22 protein-coding genes and 1 tRNA gene are annotated in these 22,359 nt (G+C 38.3%); 13 read left to right on the forward strand and 10 right to left on the reverse strand.

Features of this window, described 5'->3' with window-relative positions; genetic code table 11:
* Positions 1–193: 193 nt before the first annotated feature.
* Both B2X72_RS25645 and B2X72_RS25650 read left to right on the forward strand, forming a co-directional pair.
* Positions 194–1,132, forward strand: coding sequence for a malate dehydrogenase (locus tag B2X72_RS25645; protein ID WP_088162889.1), 939 nt, complete (start codon positions 194–196; stop codon positions 1,130–1,132).
* A 155-nt stretch (positions 1,133–1,287) separates the two neighbouring features.
* Complete coding sequence (locus B2X72_RS25650) at positions 1,288–1,731, forward strand: retropepsin-like aspartic protease (protein WP_088163761.1); 444 nt, start codon at positions 1,288–1,290, stop codon at positions 1,729–1,731.
* Here the strand turns inward: B2X72_RS25650 and B2X72_RS25655 are convergent.
* Positions 1,717–2,937: an MFS transporter gene (locus B2X72_RS25655; protein WP_088162890.1), complete on the reverse strand. Its 1,221-nt coding sequence runs from the start codon at positions 2,935–2,937 to the stop codon at positions 1,717–1,719. The genes B2X72_RS25650 and B2X72_RS25655 overlap by 15 nt on opposite strands.
* A 181-nt stretch (positions 2,938–3,118) precedes the next feature.
* On the opposite strand from B2X72_RS25655, the gene fsa reads away from it, so the two are divergent.
* From fsa to rnr, 3 genes are all read left to right on the forward strand, one after another.
* Positions 3,119–3,778, forward strand: coding sequence for a fructose-6-phosphate aldolase (gene fsa, locus B2X72_RS25660; protein WP_075994110.1), 660 nt, complete (start codon positions 3,119–3,121; stop codon positions 3,776–3,778).
* 271 nt (positions 3,779–4,049) lie between these two features.
* Positions 4,050–4,478 carry a Fur family transcriptional regulator gene (locus B2X72_RS25665; protein ID WP_075994111.1) on the forward strand — a complete coding sequence of 143 codons (429 nt, stop codon included), beginning with the start codon at positions 4,050–4,052 and terminating at the stop codon, positions 4,476–4,478.
* Between the two features lie 259 nt (positions 4,479–4,737).
* Positions 4,738–6,870, forward strand: a complete 2,133-nt coding sequence (gene rnr, locus B2X72_RS25670) for a ribonuclease R (RefSeq protein ID WP_088162891.1) — start codon at positions 4,738–4,740, stop codon at positions 6,868–6,870.
* A 133-nt stretch (positions 6,871–7,003) separates the two neighbouring features.
* Here rnr and B2X72_RS25675 read toward each other — a convergent pair whose 3' ends face one another.
* The gene (locus tag B2X72_RS25675; RefSeq protein ID WP_088162892.1) at positions 7,004–7,474 is read right to left on the reverse strand and encodes a hypothetical protein; all 471 of its coding nucleotides are present in this window, start codon (positions 7,472–7,474) and stop codon (positions 7,004–7,006) included.
* Positions 7,475–8,067: 593 nt separating this feature from the next.
* Between B2X72_RS25675 and rpsL the strand changes: the two genes are divergently transcribed.
* The 4 genes from rpsL (at position 8,068) to rpsJ (ending at position 11,607) form a co-directional block, all read left to right on the forward strand.
* On the forward strand, positions 8,068–8,481 hold the full coding sequence (gene rpsL / locus B2X72_RS25680; RefSeq protein WP_002993550.1) for a 30S ribosomal protein S12: 414 nt from the start codon (positions 8,068–8,070) through the stop codon (positions 8,479–8,481).
* Between the two features lie 19 nt (positions 8,482–8,500).
* Positions 8,501–8,968, forward strand: a complete 468-nt coding sequence (rpsG, locus tag B2X72_RS25685) for a 30S ribosomal protein S7 (protein WP_046671863.1) — start codon at positions 8,501–8,503, stop codon at positions 8,966–8,968.
* Between the two features lie 131 nt (positions 8,969–9,099).
* Positions 9,100–11,223, forward strand: a complete 2,124-nt coding sequence (gene fusA / locus B2X72_RS25690) for an elongation factor G (RefSeq protein ID WP_286852034.1) — start codon at positions 9,100–9,102, stop codon at positions 11,221–11,223.
* Positions 11,224–11,301: 78 nt separating this feature from the next.
* Positions 11,302–11,607 carry a 30S ribosomal protein S10 gene (gene rpsJ, locus B2X72_RS25695; RefSeq protein WP_028070501.1) on the forward strand — a complete coding sequence of 102 codons (306 nt, stop codon included), beginning with the start codon at positions 11,302–11,304 and terminating at the stop codon, positions 11,605–11,607.
* Between the two features lie 213 nt (positions 11,608–11,820).
* On the opposite strand, the gene B2X72_RS25700 is transcribed toward rpsJ, so the two are convergent.
* The 3 genes from B2X72_RS25700 to B2X72_RS25710 form a co-directional block, all read right to left on the reverse strand.
* Positions 11,821–12,447 carry an outer membrane beta-barrel protein gene (locus B2X72_RS25700; protein WP_070562975.1) on the reverse strand — a complete coding sequence of 209 codons (627 nt, stop codon included), beginning with the start codon at positions 12,445–12,447 and terminating at the stop codon, positions 11,821–11,823.
* 53 nt (positions 12,448–12,500) lie between these two features.
* Positions 12,501–13,637 (reverse strand): AI-2E family transporter, encoded by a 1,137-nt coding sequence (locus tag B2X72_RS25705; RefSeq protein WP_083295825.1) that lies wholly within the window; start codon positions 13,635–13,637, stop codon positions 12,501–12,503.
* Between the two features lie 116 nt (positions 13,638–13,753).
* Complete coding sequence (locus B2X72_RS25710; RefSeq protein ID WP_070562978.1) at positions 13,754–14,386, reverse strand: porin family protein; 633 nt, start codon at positions 14,384–14,386, stop codon at positions 13,754–13,756.
* A 449-nt stretch (positions 14,387–14,835) separates the two neighbouring features.
* On the opposite strand from B2X72_RS25710, the gene B2X72_RS25715 reads away from it, so the two are divergent.
* Positions 14,836–14,906 (forward strand) — tRNA-Cys (locus tag B2X72_RS25715).
* 33 nt (positions 14,907–14,939) lie between these two features.
* Entirely contained in the window at positions 14,940–15,119 is a 180-nt protein-coding gene (locus tag B2X72_RS25720; RefSeq protein WP_046671880.1) for a hypothetical protein, read from the forward strand.
* A 33-nt stretch (positions 15,120–15,152) separates the two neighbouring features.
* On the opposite strand, the gene B2X72_RS25725 is transcribed toward B2X72_RS25720, so the two are convergent.
* Positions 15,153–15,899, reverse strand: a complete 747-nt coding sequence (locus B2X72_RS25725; protein ID WP_286852036.1) for a copper homeostasis protein CutC — start codon at positions 15,897–15,899, stop codon at positions 15,153–15,155.
* 160 nt (positions 15,900–16,059) lie between these two features.
* Positions 16,060–17,043: a hypothetical protein gene (locus tag B2X72_RS25730; protein WP_286852038.1), complete on the reverse strand. Its 984-nt coding sequence runs from the start codon at positions 17,041–17,043 to the stop codon at positions 16,060–16,062.
* Positions 17,044–17,328: 285 nt separating this feature from the next.
* Between B2X72_RS25730 and B2X72_RS25735 the strand changes: the two genes are divergently transcribed.
* Both B2X72_RS25735 and B2X72_RS25740 read left to right on the forward strand, forming a co-directional pair.
* Positions 17,329–17,748, forward strand: coding sequence for a hypothetical protein (locus B2X72_RS25735; protein WP_070562989.1), 420 nt, complete (start codon positions 17,329–17,331; stop codon positions 17,746–17,748).
* 45 nt (positions 17,749–17,793) lie between these two features.
* The gene (locus B2X72_RS25740) at positions 17,794–18,087 is read left to right on the forward strand and encodes a Smr/MutS family protein (RefSeq protein ID WP_070562992.1); all 294 of its coding nucleotides are present in this window, start codon (positions 17,794–17,796) and stop codon (positions 18,085–18,087) included.
* Between the two features lie 39 nt (positions 18,088–18,126).
* Here B2X72_RS25740 and B2X72_RS25745 read toward each other — a convergent pair whose 3' ends face one another.
* The 3 genes from B2X72_RS25745 to B2X72_RS25755 form a co-directional block, all read right to left on the reverse strand.
* Positions 18,127–19,107, reverse strand: coding sequence for a 3-keto-disaccharide hydrolase (locus B2X72_RS25745; protein WP_070562993.1), 981 nt, complete (start codon positions 19,105–19,107; stop codon positions 18,127–18,129).
* Positions 19,108–19,171: 64 nt separating this feature from the next.
* Entirely contained in the window at positions 19,172–20,941 is a 1,770-nt protein-coding gene (locus B2X72_RS25750; protein WP_070562996.1) for a hypothetical protein, read from the reverse strand.
* A 45-nt stretch (positions 20,942–20,986) separates the two neighbouring features.
* Positions 20,987–22,015 (reverse strand): hypothetical protein, encoded by a 1,029-nt coding sequence (locus tag B2X72_RS25755; protein WP_201638562.1) that lies wholly within the window; start codon positions 22,013–22,015, stop codon positions 20,987–20,989.
* Positions 22,016–22,359: the final 344 nt, after the last annotated feature.

The following is a 22,359-nucleotide window of genomic DNA, read 5'->3' on the forward strand; positions in this document are numbered from 1 at the left end:
ATTAAATTCAAGAATTATTTAATAATCCACATAAATGCTCATGAAATATCCATATAAAAAAGTACAAGCATTCGTGAAGATGGACCGGGTATGCGATGTGGCATAAAAACCGCCGAAGGCAGCTATATAATTAAAAGGCAGATGTATATACTTAAGCGGACAATTAGCTCATGAATAAACAAATAATTTACATATGAAAGTAACTATTGTTGGTGCTGGAGCTGTAGGCGCAACTACAGCGGACAATTTAATCCGTCGAAATGTCGCAGAGGAGATTGTATTATTGGATATTAAAGAAGGTTTTGCAGAAGGCAAAGCGCAAGATATGGCACAAACTGCCGCATTATTGGGTTTTGAATCAAAAATCAAGGGGGTAACCAATGATTATCTGTCAACTGCAGGTTCAACTGTTGCCGTTATTACGTCGGGGATTCCACGTAAACCTGGAATGACACGCGAAGAATTGATTGGGACAAATGCCAATATTGTCAAGTCGGTTGTCGAAAACTTAGTAAAACATTCTCCGGATATTATCATTGTTATCGTATCTAATCCCATGGATACCATGACCTATCTAGCACTTAAATCAAGTGGATTGCCTAAGAATAGAATTATTGGAATGGGCGGTACATTGGATTCAGCACGATTCAAATATCAACTGAGTGAAAAACTGAATGCTTCTGCGGCCGATCTCAATGCCATTGTCATTGGCGGTCATGGAGATACAACAATGATACCACTCATCAAGCACTCCACGTGGAACAGTATTCCAGTCACTGATTTCCTTACCCCGGAAGAGCAAGGCGAAATTGTACACAAAACTATGGTTGGTGGAGCAACATTAACCAGCCTAATCGGCACCTCAGCCTGGTATGCTCCGGGAGCCGCAACAGCTGCAGTCGTCGAAAGTATCGTACGTGATCAAGGAAAATTATTTACAGCATCCGTTTATTTGGAAGGTGAATTTGGTCAAGAAGATATCAATCTGGGCGTACCGGTTATCATCAATAAAAAAGGATGGGATCGCATCGTCCCCATTCAACTCGATGACGAGGACAAAGAAAAATTCAATAAAAGTGCAGAAGCAGTACGTACAATGAATAATGTACTGAAAGAAATAAAAGCGCTGTAGCTCATAAACAATAAAAAGATAAGCTGTAGCTTATAAACTATCAAGAGATAAAAAGCTGTTATTCTATCAATAACAGCTTTTTTTATGAACGTTCAACACGCACTGCGGGTTTTAAAATTTCTTTTTTAAGGGAATTTTTGGGTATGTTTGGCTATATGACAACAGTACCATTTCAATTATTGGATTTACAAGGCCAGGGCACACACATTTTAGTCGATGTAGAAATATATAATCGTTCGTTCAAGATGGTAGTTGATACTGGCGCATCTAAAACTGTATTTGATAAAACGCAATTGGGGCATCTTTTGGATGACCAATTGCAGCTTGAACCTTCAGAAACATTATCAACAGGACTTGGCACCAATTCAATGGAGAGTTTCAATATAAAAATTCCGAGTCTGACATTAGGTGAATGGCAGATAAAAAACTTAAATACTGCGGTATTGGATTTAAGCTCGATCAATTATGCCTATCAGCAGATGGATCTCGAACCAGTGATCGGCGTATTGGGTGGAGATATTTTTGCAGACTATGGCGCTGTCATTGATTATGCAAAGCGCACCTTAAAATTAAGAACCCGGAAATTAAAACTTAAATAGACGTTTGTGGATATGGAGCCGGAGATAGCTATAGTACACAATTGCAATCAATATCCCCAGTCCCCCCATGACGTATAATGTCGTTCGAAGCCCACAGTAACTGGCTAAGGAACCTATCATCAATGTACCAATGGGAAATATCCCCTGAAAAGCCATGACGTAATACGAGATTGCCCGAGCACGATAGATCGGTATGGCATGCGTCTGAATATATGTATTGATACTTGAGTTTTGCATCATCATGGCAAAGGATACCAACATCACATAGACGAGTGCCATCTGCAGCATACTCGAATGCGCCAAAAACAATAATGCAACTCCCATAAGCGCAGCAGCCCCCATCACCTGATAGCGCAAATTGGTACCCGATTTTAAACGGGCCATATTAAAAGCACCAATCATGGCACCCAGGCCGGCCGCACTTTCAAACCAGGAGAACGTACGTTCATCACCATGAAACATTTCTTTTGCTATGGCAGGCAGCAACGAGGTATACGGAATAACGATCAAGCTGGAGAATGTCATGATAATAATCAGCGAGGAGATGTGCGGTGAACGTTTGAGGTAACGAAAGCCTTCGACCAAGCCTTCCCAATTGCTTCCCTTGCTCAGTTGAACATGTGTTTCATCGACCTTCATCATCAATAATGTAATAATAACCGGAACAAAACTGATAAAATTCAGGGCAAAACAAACGAGTTCACCGTATGTACTCAGTAAAATACCGCCTATAGCAGGGCCCAACATTCGTGCGCCATTGAAAATTGTTGAATTCAGCGCTATGGCATTCGGCAGATCTTTACGGTCCCCAACCAAATACATCATGAGCGACTGACGCCCCAAAACATCGAAGGAATTAATAACTCCTTGTATAAGACCTAAGATGGAAAGCCATAAGACACTCTCCCATTTCAGATAAACGACCAAGGTCAAGATCCCAGCCTGTATCATCAAACCAATTTGGGTTATCAGAACCAATTTATACTTTTTATGCTTATCGACAAAACTGCCGATAAATGGAGACAGGACCAAAGAAGGCAATAGGGAGATAAACTGCACAAAACCAAGCCAAAACACAGATCCGGTCAATTCATAGACTAACCAACTGATGGCTATCCGCTGCATCCAAGTTCCCATAAGGGAAATTGCTTGACCTATAACATGTAACCGGAAATTTCTATAATGGAGCGAACGAAAAACCTGCATATGTAAAGATAATACTATATTAAAAGTATAACAAAAAATTAGGAGAAGAGATTCCTTTTTGCTAAAATAAAGATACAATAGGTGAAAATCAATGCTTCAATACTGGAATATAATCAATAACTTTGCATCATTATTTCGAACTTTAGAATAATCAAATAATTATCATTCAATAACATATACAATGAAATTTTTTATTGACACAGCGAACCTAGAGCAAATCAAAGAAGCCCAAGACTTAGGCGTATTAGACGGGGTAACAACCAATCCAAGTTTAATGGCTAAAGAAGGTATTAGCGGTGATGAAAACGTAATCAACCATTATAAAGCGATCTGTGCAATCGTTGATGGCGATGTCAGTGCTGAAGTTATTTCTACAAATTATGAAGAAATGATCAAAGAAGGAGAAGCGTTAGCAGCTCTTGACAGCAAGATAGTTGTTAAAGTCCCTATGATCAAAGATGGCGTAAAAGCAATTAAATATTTCAGCAAAAAAGGTATTAAAACAAATTGTACATTGGTATTTACAGCTGGTCAGGCACTATTGGCTGCTAAAGCTGGGGCAACCTATGTATCTCCTTTTATCGGTCGTTTGGATGATATCTCTACAGATGGATTAGCGTTGATCGAAGATATTCGTTTAATCTATGATAACTACAACTATCCTACACAAATTTTAGCTGCTTCTGTACGTCACAGTGCACACATTTTAGGATGTGCTAAAATCGGTGCTGATGTTATGACAGGTCCTTTATCAGCGATCCTAGCGTTATTGAAACACCCATTGACAGACAGCGGTCTAGCGACATTCTTAGCTGATCACGCTAAAGCTGCAGGCAAATAAGATTCCTATATTTCGATATAGTAACGAAAACCGATAAGTAAGATGACACGAATCTTAAACTTATCGGTTTTCTTATTTTTTTTTATTAGATTCCGTATTTTTGTACTGTCAAAAGCATCTTTGAGAAAGGAAATGGCCCATTTCTGTTCGTTAATGGTCTATGCAAAGGGAAAAAATACGATGAATAAATTCGTCGGATAGTTTTTAAACTTGCAAATAAAAGTAAATTTCTCTTAGTTTGTATTTGATCTAAGGCTTAACGAAGAAATCCATGGAAGATTCCAACACTGTATATCCAGAAATTCTCAAACGAAATAGTTTAAAAGTTACCCAACCCCGGTTGAAGGTACTTGAAATTATTTCGAGGAAAGAGTCTGCAATTTCGCAGCCGGAACTGGAAAAATTACTGGGCAAGGATATTGACCGTGTCACATTATACCGGGTATTGGCCAGCTTTGAAGAGAAAGGGATTATCCATAAAATCTTTGATCTACACGGTACAGCTACTTACGCCATGTGTTCGACAAACTGTTCAGAACATGATCATCATGACCAACACGTACATTTTATTTGCCGGGTATGCAATTCTGTGTACTGTCTGGAAGATATGATCTTACCAAAAGTATCGATCCCAGAAGGCTTCAGTCTCGAAGCGATAGCCGTAAATGCACTTGGTGTGTGCAATCATTGCAAAAAGTAAATCAGGCTGTACGAATCCAAAACTATTTTTCGGCTGAACTGTCTATACATTGGCTATCGGAAGATGCTCCGTTTAGCTCGTTATTGTCGTTTCAAATGCTGTTTTTTTCGTACATTGTAGTGGCATCGATCTTGATGTACGGCTCGCTCATGATCTATTGTATCGGCTGAATTTACAAATTCGCTATCACAGCCATTTCGCTGCAATAGGAAGACTGCCGCAAATCGATGCAAATGAATAATTAACAAATAATAATTGGATGAAAACAAGAAAAGAAAATCCATATAAAGAGGTCTTAACACAACTGATTATCGATATCTTCGAAAAATCGGGTAATAAGCCGCTCAACTATAAACAAGTTTCGTCAAAATTGAATCTTACCGATAATGACTCAAAAGTTGCTATAGCCGATATTTTACATGATAATGTAAGAAATGGGCTTTTTATTGAGGTCGAGCGCGGCAAATTTAATCTGAAACAACTTAAAGTTTATGTCACAGGAAAAGTAGATATGACTGCAGACGGTTCTGCCTATGTAATTCCTGATGACGAATTTGAAAATGACATCTATATCGCTCCACGGAAACTTAGACAGGCACTCCATGGCGATATTGTGAAGGTCCATACCTTCGAAAAAAGAAAAGGTGGCCGCAAAAAAGAAGGTGAAGTCGTTGAAATCCTGCAAAGGGCCAAGACTGATTTCACGGGAACGATCAGTATCTCCAACAATTTTGCTTTTTTTATTGCGGATGACCGCAAGATGTTACACGACATTTTTATCCCTTTGGACAATCTGAATGGAGCCAAGGACAAGGAAAAAGTGGTTGTTTCGATTATCGACTGGCCAAGCGGGAGCAAAAATCCTGTCGGAACGGTAAAACATGTTTTGGGTACCAAGGGGGAAAATAACACCGAGATGAACGCTATTTTGGCCGACTATGGTTTCCCATTGGAGTTCCCTAAAAAAGTTGAAGCTGAAGCCAATCAGATTTCGGAAAAAATAAGCGCGGAAGAAATTGCAAAGCGGCGTGATTTTAGAAACGTTACGACCTTTACCATTGACCCAGCGGATGCAAAAGATTTCGATGACGCCATCTCCTTTCAAAAATTAGAGAATGGCAATTATGAAATCGGTGTTCATATTGCGGATGTTTCGCATTTTGTCATACCCGACACAGAATTGGACAAAGAAGCATTCAACCGCGGCACATCCGTCTATCTGGTTGACCGCGTTATTCCGATGCTTCCGGAGCGTCTTTCCAATGGTGTCTGTTCGCTACGTCCGCATGAAGATAAACTTTGTTTTTCGGCTGTTTTTGAATTGGACGAAAAAGCCAATGTGCATGATCAATGGTTCGGCCGTACGATTATCCATTCGGACCGACGTTTCAGTTATGAAGAAGCACAGGAGGTGATCGAAACGAAATCGGGTGATTTCAGTGAAGAGATCCTGAAATTAAATGAACTGGCTTATATTCTGCGGGAGCGTAAGTTCAAAAATGGTGCAATAGCCTTTGAAAGTGAAGAGGTAAAATTCACCTTGGATGAAAATGGCAAACCTACAGGGGTATATACCAAAGTCCGTAAAGATGCGCACAAGCTGATTGAAGATTTTATGTTATTGGCGAATCGTAAGGTTGCCGAGTTTATTGGCAAACAAGGCCGTGGAAAAAACAAGCTTACTTTTGTATACCGGTTCCACGATGTACCTAATCCGGAGACGCTGACAACTTTCTCTCAATTTGCAGCGCGGTTTGGTCATAAATTGACCATCAAAACGGATAAGGAAACAGCGAAATCTTTAAATGCGCTGATGACGAAGATAGAAGGTAGCAAAGAGCAAAATATGCTGACTTCACTTGCGGTACGTTCGATGGCCAAAGCGATCTATACGACAAAGAAGACAAGTCACTATGGACTCGCATTTGATTATTACACCCATTTCACCTCTCCTATCCGTCGTTATCCCGATGTGATGGTACACCGTCTTTTACAATTCTATCTGGAGGGCGGTACCAAGATCAATGCGGAGCATTACGAGAAAATGGCCGAACATTCTTCACAAATGGAGAAAAAAGCGGCTGAAGCCGAACGTGCATCGATTAAGTACAAACAGGCAGAATACTTGCAGGATCAAATTGGTACCGAATATACGGGTATTGTCTCGGGTGTTACTGAATGGGGTATGTATGTGGAGATTGAAGAGAACAAATGCGAGGGTATGGTCAGGCTGCGGGATATCACCGATGACTTTTACGTACTTGACGAGAAGAACTATGCGATTATTGGCCAAAGGAAGAAAAAGAAATTCCAGTTGGGTGATGAGGTTCAAATCCGCGTGAAGAAAGTGGATCTTGATAAAAGGCAGATTGATTTTACGTTGTTGAGTTAAGAATAAAAAAAGAGCGTTATTATTCAAAATTAACGCTCTTTTTCTTAAAAAATTGATTGTAAAAAACCTGAGTTTGTATTAAAAAAATAAAACAACTTAGTTTCTACAGACACATCTCGAAAATACTAACATACTAATATGTTAATGAGACTGATATAGGAGTTACTCCAGATTTAATTTCCTGAGATTTCTCAACAATTACTTTCCCTCCCTGCTCAACCTTGTATGTAAGTGTAAATGGTTGCTTAATTGTAAATGCAGAAATATTTACACTAGCAGTCAAATAATTAGCCGGTGATTCCAAAACAGCAGTTTTACCTCCTTGAAAATACTCTTTTTCAACTGAATATAACACTTGACCTGTTGTCCCTGCAGCTCCATTAACAGTCCACGTTTGTGGCTTAGCATCGCCTCCCGCAGACCCACAAGATACAGACACATCTCCACCGTCAACAGTGAAAGATGAAGAAGTTGTAACTGTAACCTTAAGAGCCCCTTTGTTCTCTGATGGTACAGTATTATCGTCGTCCTTTGAGCATCCAACAAAAGCGAAGGTTACCAAGGCCAGTACCACTGCATACATTAATTTCATTTTGATTTTCATAACTTGAATACATTAATTTGTTTCTACTAAATATTTACACGTGTTTATCAAACACTTTGCCAAACAGAACGCAAAAACATGCAGGAGGTGCAATATACCTGAAAACCAGTAGAAGAATATTTTCGAAAGAATACCATTATTTAAAGGGTACTGCACAGCGAAAGAACAACTTAGAGTGCTTACAAGAAGAAACCTATATTACATAGCTTTTTGCCGTTTTGCTACCCTATAATCGTCCATATTCGTGTACAACAAACCATCAGGAGTTGAATAGTTATTGTCGAAAAGGATATAGAATCTACCCATCGTTGCCTAAACGAGGATATTCAGCTTGCTTGCAGATAGTTTCCTGAATCAAAGCTACAAATGACTAAAAATACTAAACGGTTCGCTTAACACACTGCAATAGGAAAAAAGGGATAGTCAGGATCAGAGAATACGAAAGAAGCCAATTGATAATAAAGAAAAGAGCAGCGCCAATTCAAAAAATAATCTAAATTTTATACACTAACTATTTCATATTCAAAAGAGAATCAGTATCTTTGCGAACTTAAAATATTTAAGGTACAAAATTTATAAACAAAAACAGGTAAATGCCTACTATTCAACAATTAGTTAGAAAAGGTAGAGTAGCTCTGGTTGATAAGAGTAAGTCACCAGCGTTGGACTCATGTCCACAGCGAAGAGGTGTATGTACACGTGTATATACTACTACCCCTAAAAAACCAAACTCAGCAATGCGTAAAGTAGCTCGTGTACGTTTAACAAACGGTAAAGAGGTCAACGCTTACATCCCTGGAGAAGGTCACAACTTACAAGAGCACTCGATCGTATTGATCCGTGGTGGTCGTGTTAAGGATTTACCAGGTGTACGTTACCACATCATCCGCGGTGCATTAGATACTTCAGGTGTAGCAGGTCGTAACCAACGTCGTTCTAAATATGGAACTAAGCGTCCTAAACCAGGACAAGCAGCTGCAGCTCCAGCAAAAGGTAAAAAGAAATAATTAAACGGAGGAAAGAAAAATGAGAAAATCAAAACCGAAAAAGAGAATCATTTTACCTGATCCAAAGTTTAATGACGTTCAGGTAACACGTTTCGTAAACAATATGATGGTAGATGGTAAAAAATCTATCGCTTATTCTATTTTTTACGACGCAGTAGAATTAGTAGAACAAAAAACACAAGAAAGCGGTTTAGAAGCTTGGAAAAAAGCTTTGAACAACGTTATGCCTGCTGTTGAAGTTAAATCACGCCGTGTTGGTGGTGCTAACTTCCAAGTTCCTATGGAAGTTCGTCCAGATCGTAAAATCGCTTTGGGTATGAAATGGTTAATTTCATACGCTCGTAAACGTGGTGAAAAAACAATGTTCGAAAAATTAGCAGGAGAAATCATTTCAGCTTCTAAAGGTGAAGGTGCTGCTGTTAAGAAGAAAGAAGATACGCACAAAATGGCGGAAGCTAACAAAGCGTTCTCACACTTCAGATTCTAATTTTGAAGACATTCAAAAAAATATGATTACACCGACCTCCGATAAAAACAATCTTTTATCAAGGTCGGTGTACTTATTTAACATTACATTTAAACACATAAGACCATTAAGGTCCGCTGCTTAAAAATATTATGGCAAGAGATTTAAAATTCACTAGAAATATCGGTATCGCTGCCCACATTGATGCTGGTAAAACTACAACAACTGAGCGTATCCTTTACTACTCAGGTGTAAACCACAAAATTGGTGAAGTTCACGAAGGTGCTTCTACAATGGACTGGATGGAGCAAGAAGCTGAGCGTGGTATCACGATTACTTCTGCTGCTACAACAGTATTCTGGAACTACCGTAACAACAAATACCAAGTAAACGTAATCGATACTCCTGGACACGTGGATTTCACGGTTGAGGTAAACCGTTCATTACGTGTACTAGACGGATTAGTATTCTTGTTTTCAGCTGTTGATGGTGTTGAGCCTCAATCTGAAACAAACTGGCGTTTAGCTGATGGGTATAAAGTACCTCGTATCGGTTTCGTTAACAAAATGGACCGTTCAGGAGCTGACTTCTTGAAAGTTGTAAAACAAGTTAAAGATATGTTAGGTTCTGATGCAGTTGCTTTGCAATTGCCTATCGGTGCTGAAGATAGTTTTAAAGGTGTAGTTGACTTGATCAACAACCGTGGTATCGTTTGGAACGAACACGACAAAGGAATGACTTTCACTGAAGTTCCTATTCCTGATGATATGTTGGACGAAGTTGCTGAATACCGTGAGAAATTATTGGAAGCAGTAGCTGGTTATGATGAGACTTTGATGGAGAAATTCTTCGAAGATCCAGATTCATTGACTGAGCGCGAGATCTTAAATGCATTACGCGCAGCTGTATTGGATAACTCTATCGTTCCTATGGTTTGTGGTTCATCTTTCAAAAACAAAGGTGTTCAAACTATGTTGGATTTGGTCATGGAATTATTGCCTTCACCGCTTGATGTAGAAGCTGTAAAAGGTACTAACCCGGATACAGGTGAAGAGATTTTCCGTAAACCATCTGTAAACGAACCTTTCGCAGCTTTAGGTTTCAAAATTGCGACTGACCCATTCGTAGGTCGTCTATGTTTTATCCGTGCTTACTCTGGTAAGTTAGATGCAGGTTCTTATGTATTGAACACACGTTCAGGAAACAAAGAGCGTATCTCTCGTATCTTCCAAATGCACGCAAACAAACAAAACCCTATCCCTTTCATCGAGGCTGGTGATATCGGTGCTGTTGTAGGTTTCAAAGACATCAAAACTGGAGACACTCTTTGTGACGAAAAAGCACCTATCGTTCTTGAATCTATGACTTTCCCTGAACCAGTAATTGGTTTGGCGATCGAGCCTAAAACTCAAGCTGACGTTGATAGATTAGGTATTGGTCTTGGTAAATTGGCTGAAGAGGATCCTACATTCGTTGTAAAAACTGACGAAGAAACTGGTCAAACAGTTATCTCTGGTATGGGTGAGCTTCACTTAGAGATCTTGATCGACCGTTTGAAACGTGAATTTAAAGTAGAGGTTAACCAAGGTGCTCCTCAAGTATCATACAAAGAGTCTATCAACGGTACTACTGAGCACCGTGAGGTATTCAAAAAACAATCCGGTGGTCGTGGTAAATTCGCGGATATCAAAGTTGTTATTTCTCCAGCGGATGAAGATTTCGATTTATCAAAATCACCACTTCAATTCGTTAATGAAATTGTTGGTGGTAAAATTCCTAAAGAGTTTATCCCTTCAGTTCAAAAAGGATTTGAAACTTCAATGAAAAATGGTGTATTAGCAGGATTCCCATTATCAGGAATGAAAGTTCGTTTGATTGATGGTTCATTCCACGCTGTCGATTCAGATTCATTGTCTTTCGAATTAGCTGCTCGTCAAGCATACCGTGAAGGCTTGCCTAAATGTTCTCCAGTGTTAATGGAACCAATTATGAAAATAGAGGTTTTAACACCAGAAGAAAACATGGGTGATGTAATGGGTGACTTAAACCGTCGTCGTGGTCAAATGCAAGGTTTGGATTCACGTAACGGTGTACAGGTAATCAGAGCATTGGTTCCACTTTCTGAGATGTTCGGTTACGTAACGCAATTACGTACAATCACTTCAGGTCGTGCAACATCTACGATGGAATTTGATCACTTCGAAGAAGCTCCTCGTAACGTTGCTGATGAGGTGATTGCAAAATCAAAAGGTAAAATCAAAGGTTCTGTAGAATAATATAGAACTCAAAAATAAACCGACCGCTGGTTGTTAATAGCTCTAATCAGCGGTCATTTTTAAATAATATCATATACTATGAGCCAAAGAATCAGAATTAAATTGAAATCTTACGATTACAATTTGGTTGACAAATCAGCTGAAAAAATCGTAAAAACAGTAAAACCTACAGGTGCAGTTGTTAGTGGTCCTATTCCATTGCCTACTGAGAAAAAAATCTACACGGTATTACGTTCACCACACGTTAACAAAAAAGCACGTGAGCAATTCCAATTATGTGCTTACAAAAGATTGTTGGATATCTATTCATCAAACGCTAAAACTGTTGACGCATTGATGAAACTTGAATTACCTTCAGGTGTTGAAGTAGAAATCAAAGTGTGATAGATTTCAATCACTGAAAAAGAAAGGGCCTTTCGGAAGAAAAGCCCTTTTTTTGTGAATGTGTCTGATATTATTAGCCAGAAAGAAACCTTCAGTCGGCTTCCATTGCTGTTGCTGTCCGCGGAATCATGAAGGTTTTGTTTGCGCAAATATTCCTCATGAAACTAATAAATCCAAAACATGAGGTGAAAGACATTTTTCGACCAATTAAAATTATAGCTGATAACCAAGTCCGATTGAAAATACACGATTATAGGTACTAATCTTATCATCTAGCTTGATATCTAAAAGACCTAACCCATATCCGCCATGCACCGAAAAGCCATTTGTTAATTTAAATCCCGCTAAAAAATTTAATCCAGCATCATATTTCTTCATCTCATTGCTATTTTTTCTAGTCCCAAACTGAATTTCTTCTACAGTCCTAGAAAATTTCTCTTTCCCAGAGATTGCAACACTTGTATATGGTCCCCCAGCTAGAAAAAATTGTCCAAAATTATTTTGAGGAAAGTAATACATTAAGTTTAAAGGGACTTCAAGATATTGTACCTTACGCCAGCCATCCATCAAAATTTCACCATTTTGCGAACCTGTACTCATTTTGGATCCTGTCTGTTGAAGAGCCACACCAGGTTGCAAAGCAAAATTATTACGCAATGCAAGCTCTACATATGCTTCTACATGTAATCTTGTAATGGCAGGATAGGCCGAGCTTCCATAGCTTGAATATCTCACTTCCTTTGCAAAATTGGCTGCCGTACGAAGGCCGAAAGACATTTGAGCCTGAAGCCCGGTTGTCATTCCCACAATGGCAAATGTGGTTAATAATATTCTCTTCATATAATTACTTTTATTCGCTATGCTTGAGATAGCGGGCAAAAGTAATAAAAAAACTATTCGGCTTCTTTATCAATTTCAGTCGAAGGGGGAAGTTCATGGTGCAAGGTCGCGTACATATCATTGTAAACGTCATCCTTACTATCTTCTTCCCCTAAAAGAAATCCCCAAGGTTTTAACTCCTTAATGCGGTCCATTATAATTTTGACAATCGCCAAAATAGGAATCGCCAAAAACATACCGGAAATACCCCATACCATTTCGCCAATAATAATGGAGAGCATAGCAAACAGCGAATTAACTTTCACCTTAGAACCCACAATCTTAGGGACAATAAAGTTGCTGTCGATCATATGTATAATAATGAGGGCGATGATGACCAGGACGACATGGGTAAAAGAAGATGTTGCAAACGTCAGAATGGCAATGATGAGCATTGAGGAGAAAATACCAACATAAGGCAACACATTGAATACGCCAGTAATCAATGCCAAAAGCAGACTGTATTTTACCCCAATTAAAGAAAGGACAATAAAGACCAAAAGGGAAACCAAGCTCATTTGGATCAGTAGGCCAATAAGATATTTTTTGACGACATACTGAACCTGTTGAACGACGTCCAGGACAATAGGTCGGTCCTCTATACGGTTGACAAATAAAAGAAACTTGACAATATGTCCCCTATATATCAGTAAGAAGAATGTGTAAAGAAAGGTAAAGACAAACAGAATAAACATCGACGACAGGGAAACCAATGCAGTACCTAAAAATAAAGTTCCCGAATCAACGGATTTTGATGCTGTTTTATTAATAAAATCAATCTGATCTTTATGCTGTATTCCAAACTGCTGGCTCACCCAAGTCTGTAAATTGCCCACACCATCCATAATCTGTTGCTTAAAAGCAGGGAAATCTTCTTTAAGGAGTGTAAGCTGAGAAGCTAATAGAAAAAGTCCGTAACCTAACACACCGAAAAATAAAATAACGCTCAATATGCCAGCCAATGTCCTTGGGAACCGCAGCTTTCGCTCCAAAAAATTACTTAACGGAATCAGCAGCAGCGAAAACAACAAGCCCAAAATCATGGGAATAAGTATGGTATCTCCGATCTTTGCCAAATATCCCAATAAAAGTATACTGATCAATACACTGACAAGTTTAACATAAAAGGGTAAAGGAAGAAATCTTTTCATGCAGCAATCTTTTGAATAAAAATAACAATTTCGGTTGACTTAAGTTTAATCCAATAAAAAAGTCCCCACAAATGCAGGGACTCTTTCCTCATAATAAGTTTAAGTACTTATATTTCTTATAGTCCGAAACCGATACCCACAGACCAAACACGGTTTTTCGTTGAAAGGTTAGATACTGGAGATAAATTAGTTAAACCAAGTCCGTAACCAGCATTAATCTGAAAACCGTTTGATAATTGATAGCCTGCCAAGAAGTTTATACCGAAATCGGTACGTTTTAATTCATCACCATCTCCACTACCAAATTTTACATCCCATTCTCTTTTTACACTAGCATTATTTGAACTTGCCTCAAATTTATTTTTACCACTAAGTGCAAATCCCACGTAAGGGCCAGCTCCAATAAAGAAATTACCAGATCCTCCCGTAGGAAATTTAGCAACCGCATTTACAGGGATATCCAAAGACATTATACTTTGTTTTAACTCACCTGTAGCGTTATCAGAAGTTGCTGTATATTTACCACCTTTATTTTGCAAAGACAACCCCGGTTGGATGGAAAAGTTTGGAGAAATAGGTGCATCTAAATAACCCGTTACAAAAAAACCCGTGTTAGATTCAGAACTTCCATTTTCAAATGAATATTTAGGAATATTTACCCCCGCACGTAGTCCATATCCCAATCCACCTTGTGCAAAGGCTCCTAATGAACCAAATAAAATTGCTGCAGATAATAATAGTTTTTTCATGTTTCCTAATTTAATTTACTTTCTTCTTTTATCACTTAATCTCATAATTTCCTGTATGAGATTTATTACATTCCCATTTGCAATATCTATTCCAAAATCCATAAGCCTTTAATTTACAAAGTAAAACATCACAAAAAAGTATCTTTTCACGATTTAGCATTGTCCTTTAAAAGATACAGTGATTGGCGTATTATTTCAATCTGATGGCGAGCTGCAAGGGATTCGGTGTTTGATTTTACCGAGGAAAGTGCTTTATCAAAAACGTCTTGGTTATCCCAAGCTGAAAACCCTCCGGTATGTTGCTGCTGACTATCGCTCAAAGGATCACACAGCAAAATACCAGCTTGGTTTTCAGACCAATGCTTAAAAACATAAAAGTTTTATCATAAAGATTTTTTAATTCCAATTATAAGTTTTATTTTTGCAGACCTTCAAAAGGAAAAAAATAGGGTCGGATGGCCGAGTGGCTAGGCTGAGGTCTGCAAAACCTCCTACAGCGGTTCGAATCCGCTTCCGACCTCGTTTTATTTTAAACAATAAAAATATTATCAAAATGGGAGTTACACGTTTAAAAAGAAAAGATAGAAGAAATAAAACTGTTTCACGTGTTGAAGTTCAGTTTTTGAAATTAGGAACTAACGTAGAGTTAGGTTCTAGATCAAAAATGAAAGCTAGCAACCAAATCGTTAAAAACGATGCTATCTTAAATCAATTAGCTTCAGAAGCTAAGTAGTAAGAAGAATTTAATAGCCTTTAAAGTATAACTTTAAAGGCTTTTTAATAGGTCCACCATTTGGTGGACTTTTTCTTTTGAGCTAATCCACTGTGCCTCATCCATTCCATTGACCTGACTCTGGTTAAACCTCATCTTCGACACATGCAATTCTTTCGCTGAGCTATGTATTGCAACTGCCCCAGTTTGCTCTAAAATATGAACTATATTAGCTGCATCGACACCTGCACCAGGCATAATTACAATACGGCCATTTGCTTGTTGAACCAACTGTTTGAGTAATGGAGCTCCAGCTAAAGCAGAATTTTGCAGACCAGATGTCAAAATACGGTCTATCCCCAGTTCAATGACATCTTCCAATGCCTGAAAAGGATCTTCCACGCGATCAAAAGCACGATGAAAGGTAACATGCATGGGACGCGCAGCTTCCACCAATCGCAAAGTATTCACTTTATCCACCGTACCATCTGCGTTAAGAATACCTATTACAACACCATCTATCCCCAATTCCTTGCACAACTGAATATCTGAAATCATTTCTAAGATCTCGGTCTCTGTATAAAGGAAATCACCTCCACGCGGCCTGATAAGCACATGAATACCAATATTCACCAGTTCCCGCACTAACTGCAACTGACCAAACGAAGGTGTAGTCCCTCCGTTTTCCAAATTTTGACAAAACTCTACCCTGCTCGCACCTCCTTGTTCGGCTTCAATTGCAGATGCTACGGAATTTGAACAGATTTCTAGTTGGTAATTTCCAATTGCCTTTTCCTTCATTATATTATATCTTAAGCTATTTTTCGTTTACGCGAATAACGTAAAAAAAAAGGAAATAACCTACTCCCCTACTTATGGTCAAACTAGTATAAGCTTTAGAAAAGACTACAGTTAAAAAGATACTTTACCTTCATGGTAAATTTTGCTTCTAGACAAAGATCTACAACTTTAGCTTATAATGATGTAACTCTACTTTTTTCCACTTCCAATCTGGTCCTTTTGAGGTACTCATGCCACCTGACAGCTCCCTTGAAGAAGGAGGGTCTAAGAAACGCTCCCGTTTAATATAAGTTGGCAATTGGAAGCCAGGCGATGTATTTAGCGTTTCAAAACATTCCCGCGCGAGTTTCATGATGTCATTCCGATTTTCTGCATTGCTTTCAATTCGACTTCCTATATAAGATGTCGGACCATACAATTGCTCATAAATAGCAGAATCTTCAAAAGGTTTGAATTTCAGACGCATCATTATTTGTACCAATAGAGCATACAGATCATTGTCCGTTGGCGCCAGAACCAACTTATCCAACACCTTTGGTATCAACTCCCACATCATCAATTCAACCGCTAAATCTTTGGTATTCTCACCAATGAAATCGAGTGTAGGCCACATCTGGTCCATATATCGTACAACAGAATCTCTACTTCCATGCAAAGCAACCAACTGTCTATTGCTCCAATATTCCAGCGGTATGTCCCCTCGATAATAGACTCCAAATATGTATTGACCTTTCAAGCGCCCCAAGGAACCACAATTTTGCATCTCAAACTCAGGTGCAAGCATACAGTAACTAAACATATCACGCGTATTTAGCGTTTTAAATGTTTGTATCGAAAGAGAATGCCATAAAGCAGGATAACGTTCCCTATCCATACTATCCTCTCCTGACACCAATCTATACACGTAATAGTCTTTCAGTAATATTCGCAAGATTGCTTCACGACCACCTAGGGGATAATTTCTAGACTTAATCTTCCCCATTCTTCCGAGATACCTGGGCAACTGATCGTTTATAAATTTTGTAGAATCTTTCAGCTTATATTGGCCATGACACATGGGCAAGCTGCATACCAATAGCAATGCTAAAAAAAGGACATAGGACATCCTCTTCTTAAAGAAATCAACAAAACTAGATGCTAACATAGTTAATACATTTACACTGCATTGGCTGCAATACAGCATATTAAATATACTTAAAATTAAATAGTATTAAATAAATTAGGTTTCAAAAAAAATCTACGATTTGAAAACGGGACCAAAAACCAAAAAAACTCAGTTCCGTTTTAAGCTCAGTCTCTTCTTTTATATACAAAAATCATAACCGAATTTTAGAAATGTAAAACATTCGGCTGAACTATTTGTATATACCTTACATGCTTTTATTTAAATAACTAAAAACCAAGCGCATACATTTTTAAGTAAAATATCATGGCAATTATATCAAAAAACATGGAGACCCAAGAAAAGATCATCAGTACTTTTGAAGAGCTCCAAAAAGCTATATATGACCTGAAACATCAAATTGTTGAATTTGAATTGCTTTTTAATCAGGCTTGCAACAGACATATTGACTCCAATTTCCAAAAGGAATGGTTGCTGGACCGAATATCTTCACGTCATGATATGATTACACTTCGACATGATTCCATGCTGCTAATTCGGGATACTGTGTCTGCGTTCCGGGATTTCGACGGTTATTTTCTAGATCTCAAACAGCTACTCCAATCGATCGAGTTACTCATGCTCAACCATGCCGATGAGGAAGAGTATGAAATTGCAGCTATTATCAAAAAATGGTATGAAAAATTTGCCCAAGCGATTGATTTTGTTGGTGACTTAACCTATTAAGTCGCCGTTTTATTATACTTTTGCAGCATTGTAAAATATTGAGAAATGCGCAAACCACCAGCTATCGTAGACTTACACACCGATACTTTCCTTGAAGATTGGGAAGATTATTCGCCAGAGGAGCTCTTACAAGAATCCATGGATTTTATGCGATCTAATCTAGACGCAGCTATTTATTGGGAAATGAACGAAATAAAATTTATTCATGGCAAGGGAAAAGGAATGTTAAAAAAAATGGTTTTTGAAGAGTTGCAAGAGTACAAGGCTCATGGCTCCATTGAGCGCTATTACACCTCCTACCAGAATGAAGATATTGTAGTCGTTGTCATAGGGATTTAAAAAGGCTACCTTTTCAGATAGCCTTTGTATCATGTTATGCTATTTAATAGCTGGAGTAATAATCACTTTTCGGAATTCCACGGGACCATGATCCCCTTGGAAATAAATTGGTCCCGGCTCTGCCTCTTTACTATCCAAAGCACCGCCCGTTATACCAGGGATTTCTTGGTTACTGATAACAGTCTTTCCGTTTGCCACAACCGTCACTAGACGCCCTACCAATGTAATATCATAGGTCTGCCATTCTCCGGCCCCTTTGTTCACCATCTCATTTGCTGCAAGGAAACCATAGACGCCCGCAAAAAGTACGGCATTAGGATGTGCGTCTTTTGGACTATCTTCTATCTGAACCTCATAACGGCCTCTTAAATAGACACCACTATTACTTCCTGCTGGAATTTTAAATTCAACATGTAATTTAAAATCTTCAAATTTTTGCTCAGAGACCAAATTAGAACCAGATTGCGGGCTAGTCAAAATTCCGTTTTTCACCACCCACTGATTCGTTTTACCGGTAGCTTTCCATCCTGACAGATCCTTGCCGTTGAACAGCTGATTGGGCTTCCCCCATTTTACTGCAGCTGTTCGCTTCAGCTCCGGAGCACGAACACCTTTAAAGCGATATGTTTTCCCATCAGGCTCTGTTATTGTCCCTTGCAATACACCGTTTACAACCTCGCCTTCAACACTTAGATTCATCTTTCCGCCTTCCCATTGAGGTGGGATAGCAAATCTAAACTTTCCTTTCTCATAAAACACCTGCGAAACTGGCCGAGCACTTCCGGAAGTACTCACATAATGACCGACTAAAGTTCTATAGCCCGACAATTTTACCTCCAACCAAGATGGTGCAGGGGTACCATTAATATCAACTTCGATGTCCCATCGACCAATCAGCTCTTTGCCTTCTACGTCTTGTTGATAATGGATGGATTCTCCGATTGAATGTTTAGCAAAGGTTACTTGCGGTAATGCACAAGAGGCCAAAATTCCTAAAAGAAATGCCGCTTTTCTGTTCATATTATTTATGTTTATATTCTAATTGACAATAAATTTCAAGCAATTTAACTGTTTAACAGCGGGTTTACAAGGATATAATGTTAAAAAACAGAAAGAAAGCGAGAAACAAAAGACTTCGAACAAGCTTTATACATTCTTTAAGAAACCGCTCACATCGTTCGTCGTAACGATAAGCTTCATCCCTACCGACCATGGACCAACCCTGATATCGCGTATCTTTTACAGTTTGCGCAAATTCATCGAATAGCGATTTTTCTTCTTCGGTATTACGAGGAAAGATATCGTTTGGAAATTGCCATAAACTAGCACACAAACTGAACAAATGTTTTAGATTGTATTGGTATGGCGTATAGTCATAAAAATATTCTAGTAGCCCCAGACATGCTTGTTCAATAGCTTGATTATAAAGAAGCACTTTAATTTCAACCTCTTCGGATTGATCTATCGCTTTACCTCCATTGTAGAAACCACTTGCGTTATTTTCTCTTTGGTACCATTTTGTCTTCGCCTCTTTCATTTCGTCTTGAGTACGCTTTCCATTGTGTTCATGAAATTCCCACTTCAATAAATTGATCTCCATACCATAAAGCGGATCCACATATTGCAAAGACCGATGAAAGAATGGACTATTTTTGTCCAACTGTTTCTGTATTTGATCTCGAGTGAAAGAAAGGAATAAAACGGAAACTTCCAATTCTTTATTTATCGATGCTTGAATATTACCTATTGTTTCACGAATATCGTTTTCGCTAACAATTAACAAATCGAAGTAGTAATCATAAATGTCAGTATTTGAAGGTTTATTAATGCCATTGATGACAAATGATCTAGTTCGCTGACCAACTAGATAAATGCCTTGTATGTCAATTGTATTCTTCAAACAAGTAATAATCAATTCCAACTTCTTATCAGCAGCGCTTTTGTAGACATCATATTCTGGCATCATAGTATCGTTATTAGAAATGCTTCGTAGCGACTTTTCTTGACTTTCAACACGATCTTCTAATTTCTCTTTCGGATTATCGACCTCAAAAGAGTAGTTTTTAAAATTCGTCACGGAATCCTCAAACATCGTGTCTGTGATCTGCATGAAGTTTTCCATCCGTTCTTCCAGCTTCAGTAGAATATCAAGATCCACGTCAAAATCATCTTCATAGCGTGCCGCCCGATATACCCCCTCTAAAAATTGAAGCATAATTTCATCTTCTGGCTTGCCTTCTTTAAATATAGTGGCTAGTGACGGTGCTATTCTAACAAGATAACGATGGTGAGACCTGATGGAGTGCGTTGCGCGCTCCTTTCCCATGACCATAATCTCCATGCATCTATACCGCAACTCAAATACCTGATGCAGCATAAATCCTGCATGCGACAGCGAATCTCGTTCCTTGAAATAATAGTATCCTTCTTTAAACTCATTAATTTTATGATTTTCACGCGCAAATAATTCGTTTACCGACTCCAGAGTATTTTCGATGGAATGCCCTTCAGGGTATAGCTCGAATCTTGACGATGGATTTTGATAAATAAGTTTGTCTGGGTGACAGGTCATATGTAAATATAAGTTCCCATCAATAAGCTTACTTTTTACCTGAAACGCTATCAAAGTGACATGATGAAACTTCGGGAAATCCTTTAAGGACATTCTAATCTGTGGATCTAGTTCGCCGACAGATTTATGCTCCTTGTTAGATAATAGAATAACCAACTCGTAGAAAGGAACATCAACCGCATAGTAAGTGTTCAGGAATATCCGATCGATATTGTATTTGCTCGCTAGAATCAGAATGATGCTATTTAAATCAGTCTGATCATTTTTATTTGTAATTCCCATAACTTATAAAGGTTCGGTTTCATTTTCAACTTTTAGTAATTCTGTCTACTTGTCATGATCGAATATTGGCGGATTGCATATACCTTCCTTCTTGGTTCTACGTTTTCGCAGATCCAAAACGATGAGGGTTAGCACATCCAAAACTTTCAGTAGCCGTTCTCTTGTGATAATTTGCTCTTTGTTCAAATCTGTATATTTTTCGGAATATTTATCCTCTAGATAAGTCATCATCCTACATTCAACCCTGTATATTTCGTCACGTACATCAACGCCATAAAATAATTTCGACAAAGTCTTTGGAATGTTTCTTTTTCCTTTCTTGCTTAAGCTCTTCGGCTTCCAAGTTGCTATATCGGCTTCTGGAATAGGACAGCGCAAAAAGTCTATTTTGTCAGGGTCAAGCCAGTTTTCAGGAAAATAATCTGTTTGTAAAAACATCCATCCGGCTTGGAGCAACCACCTTAAAACATATCGCAGGTCACGAGAAGTCAATACTATGGCACCTCTTTCACAAGAACATGTGGGATATAAATACAAAATACTTTGTCTAATGTTACTGTAACTTTGTTCATAGAAAACCTCACCAGTCATTTCGAAAGGGTTTGCACTTTGATAGCCATTTATATAATCCGATCCTAAATAATCAACTATTAAGTGTTTGTTTGGTGGTGGATAACTAATCGCTGCCCAGTGGTAAGCGACATAACAAGCTTCACGTAGTTTTAAGAGTTGTTCGTAAGTTTTTAAAGATGCGTATTCGCCACAACTTTCGAAGATGGATTCCTTCTCATTTATACATCTTTTCCAATCATCTAATAAGTTCAGCCAAGAAGACAGATCCATTTCGGAGAAAAAATTCTCAAATGCGATCACAAAATTTTGAATCTCTTCTCGTGTTAGCTGAGTGAAATTATAATCGAAATGCGCTACATGATGATTGAGCTTTTCGTCTTCGCGAGGTCGATATTTTTCTAAACAGCGATAAGGATTTGGTAGCCATTGGATATCTATCCAATCCTCTTCATACTTTAATCGCTTTTTATGATGCAAAAAATAATGACATCCCTTAACCATTAAGACGATGTTATCTAAACGATCAATTATATATTCTTTTTTTGTTTCTTCTGTATTGTTTTGAGATGTGAGAATAACAAGGATGTCCCATAGCTTTTTCTTGAAAGATTCATAAGTGCCATATTGAATGGATTCAAGTATTCCTCCTTCAATTAGATACCATCGAATGTCCCACTCATCTTCCGGATTTTTATATAAGCATTATTCATAACCGACAATTTTTAATTTTTATTTTATCACCGACATTGATTTGTCTTAATGCACAGCCTTCATCTAACTGCAATATTTTCATTCTCGGATTACCCCTGTACTCCATACTGCTTTGTCCGTACAGTCCAAATTCA

It is taken from the genome of Sphingobacterium sp. UBA7253, from assembly GCF_002472745.1.
GTDB classification, from domain to species: Bacteria; Bacteroidota; Bacteroidia; order Sphingobacteriales; family Sphingobacteriaceae; genus Sphingobacterium; species Sphingobacterium siyangense.

What these genes read in the sequence shown, in the direction of transcription:
- B2X72_RS25645 (WP_088162889.1), top strand. Translation starts at nt 194, where the DNA reads ATGAAAGTAACTATTGTTGGTGCTGGAGCTGTAGGCGCAACTACAGCG.
- B2X72_RS25650 (WP_088163761.1), top strand. Translation starts at nt 1,288, where the DNA reads ATGACAACAGTACCATTTCAATTATTGGATTTACAAGGCCAGGGCACA.
- B2X72_RS25655 (WP_088162890.1), bottom strand. Translation starts at nt 2,937, where the DNA reads ATGCAGGTTTTTCGTTCGCTCCATTATAGAAATTTCCGGTTACATGTT.
- fsa (WP_075994110.1), top strand. Translation starts at nt 3,119, where the DNA reads ATGAAATTTTTTATTGACACAGCGAACCTAGAGCAAATCAAAGAAGCC.
- B2X72_RS25665 (WP_075994111.1), top strand. Translation starts at nt 4,050, where the DNA reads ATGGAAGATTCCAACACTGTATATCCAGAAATTCTCAAACGAAATAGT.
- rnr (WP_088162891.1), top strand. Translation starts at nt 4,738, where the DNA reads ATGAAAACAAGAAAAGAAAATCCATATAAAGAGGTCTTAACACAACTG.
- B2X72_RS25675 (WP_088162892.1), bottom strand. Translation starts at nt 7,474, where the DNA reads ATGAAAATCAAAATGAAATTAATGTATGCAGTGGTACTGGCCTTGGTA.
- rpsL (WP_002993550.1), top strand. Translation starts at nt 8,068, where the DNA reads ATGCCTACTATTCAACAATTAGTTAGAAAAGGTAGAGTAGCTCTGGTT.
- rpsG (WP_046671863.1), top strand. Translation starts at nt 8,501, where the DNA reads ATGAGAAAATCAAAACCGAAAAAGAGAATCATTTTACCTGATCCAAAG.
- fusA (WP_286852034.1), top strand. Translation starts at nt 9,100, where the DNA reads ATGGCAAGAGATTTAAAATTCACTAGAAATATCGGTATCGCTGCCCAC.
- rpsJ (WP_028070501.1), top strand. Translation starts at nt 11,302, where the DNA reads ATGAGCCAAAGAATCAGAATTAAATTGAAATCTTACGATTACAATTTG.
- B2X72_RS25700 (WP_070562975.1), bottom strand. Translation starts at nt 12,447, where the DNA reads ATGAAGAGAATATTATTAACCACATTTGCCATTGTGGGAATGACAACC.
- B2X72_RS25705 (WP_083295825.1), bottom strand. Translation starts at nt 13,637, where the DNA reads ATGAAAAGATTTCTTCCTTTACCCTTTTATGTTAAACTTGTCAGTGTA.
- B2X72_RS25710 (WP_070562978.1), bottom strand. Translation starts at nt 14,386, where the DNA reads ATGAAAAAACTATTATTATCTGCAGCAATTTTATTTGGTTCATTAGGA.
- B2X72_RS25720 (WP_046671880.1), top strand. Translation starts at nt 14,940, where the DNA reads ATGGGAGTTACACGTTTAAAAAGAAAAGATAGAAGAAATAAAACTGTT.
- B2X72_RS25725 (WP_286852036.1), bottom strand. Translation starts at nt 15,899, where the DNA reads ATGAAGGAAAAGGCAATTGGAAATTACCAACTAGAAATCTGTTCAAAT.
- B2X72_RS25730 (WP_286852038.1), bottom strand. Translation starts at nt 17,043, where the DNA reads ATGTTAGCATCTAGTTTTGTTGATTTCTTTAAGAAGAGGATGTCCTAT.
- B2X72_RS25735 (WP_070562989.1), top strand. Translation starts at nt 17,329, where the DNA reads ATGGCAATTATATCAAAAAACATGGAGACCCAAGAAAAGATCATCAGT.
- B2X72_RS25740 (WP_070562992.1), top strand. Translation starts at nt 17,794, where the DNA reads ATGCGCAAACCACCAGCTATCGTAGACTTACACACCGATACTTTCCTT.
- B2X72_RS25745 (WP_070562993.1), bottom strand. Translation starts at nt 19,107, where the DNA reads ATGAACAGAAAAGCGGCATTTCTTTTAGGAATTTTGGCCTCTTGTGCA.
- B2X72_RS25750 (WP_070562996.1), bottom strand. Translation starts at nt 20,941, where the DNA reads ATGGGAATTACAAATAAAAATGATCAGACTGATTTAAATAGCATCATT.
- B2X72_RS25755 (WP_201638562.1), bottom strand. Translation starts at nt 22,015, where the DNA reads ATGGTTAAGGGATGTCATTATTTTTTGCATCATAAAAAGCGATTAAAG.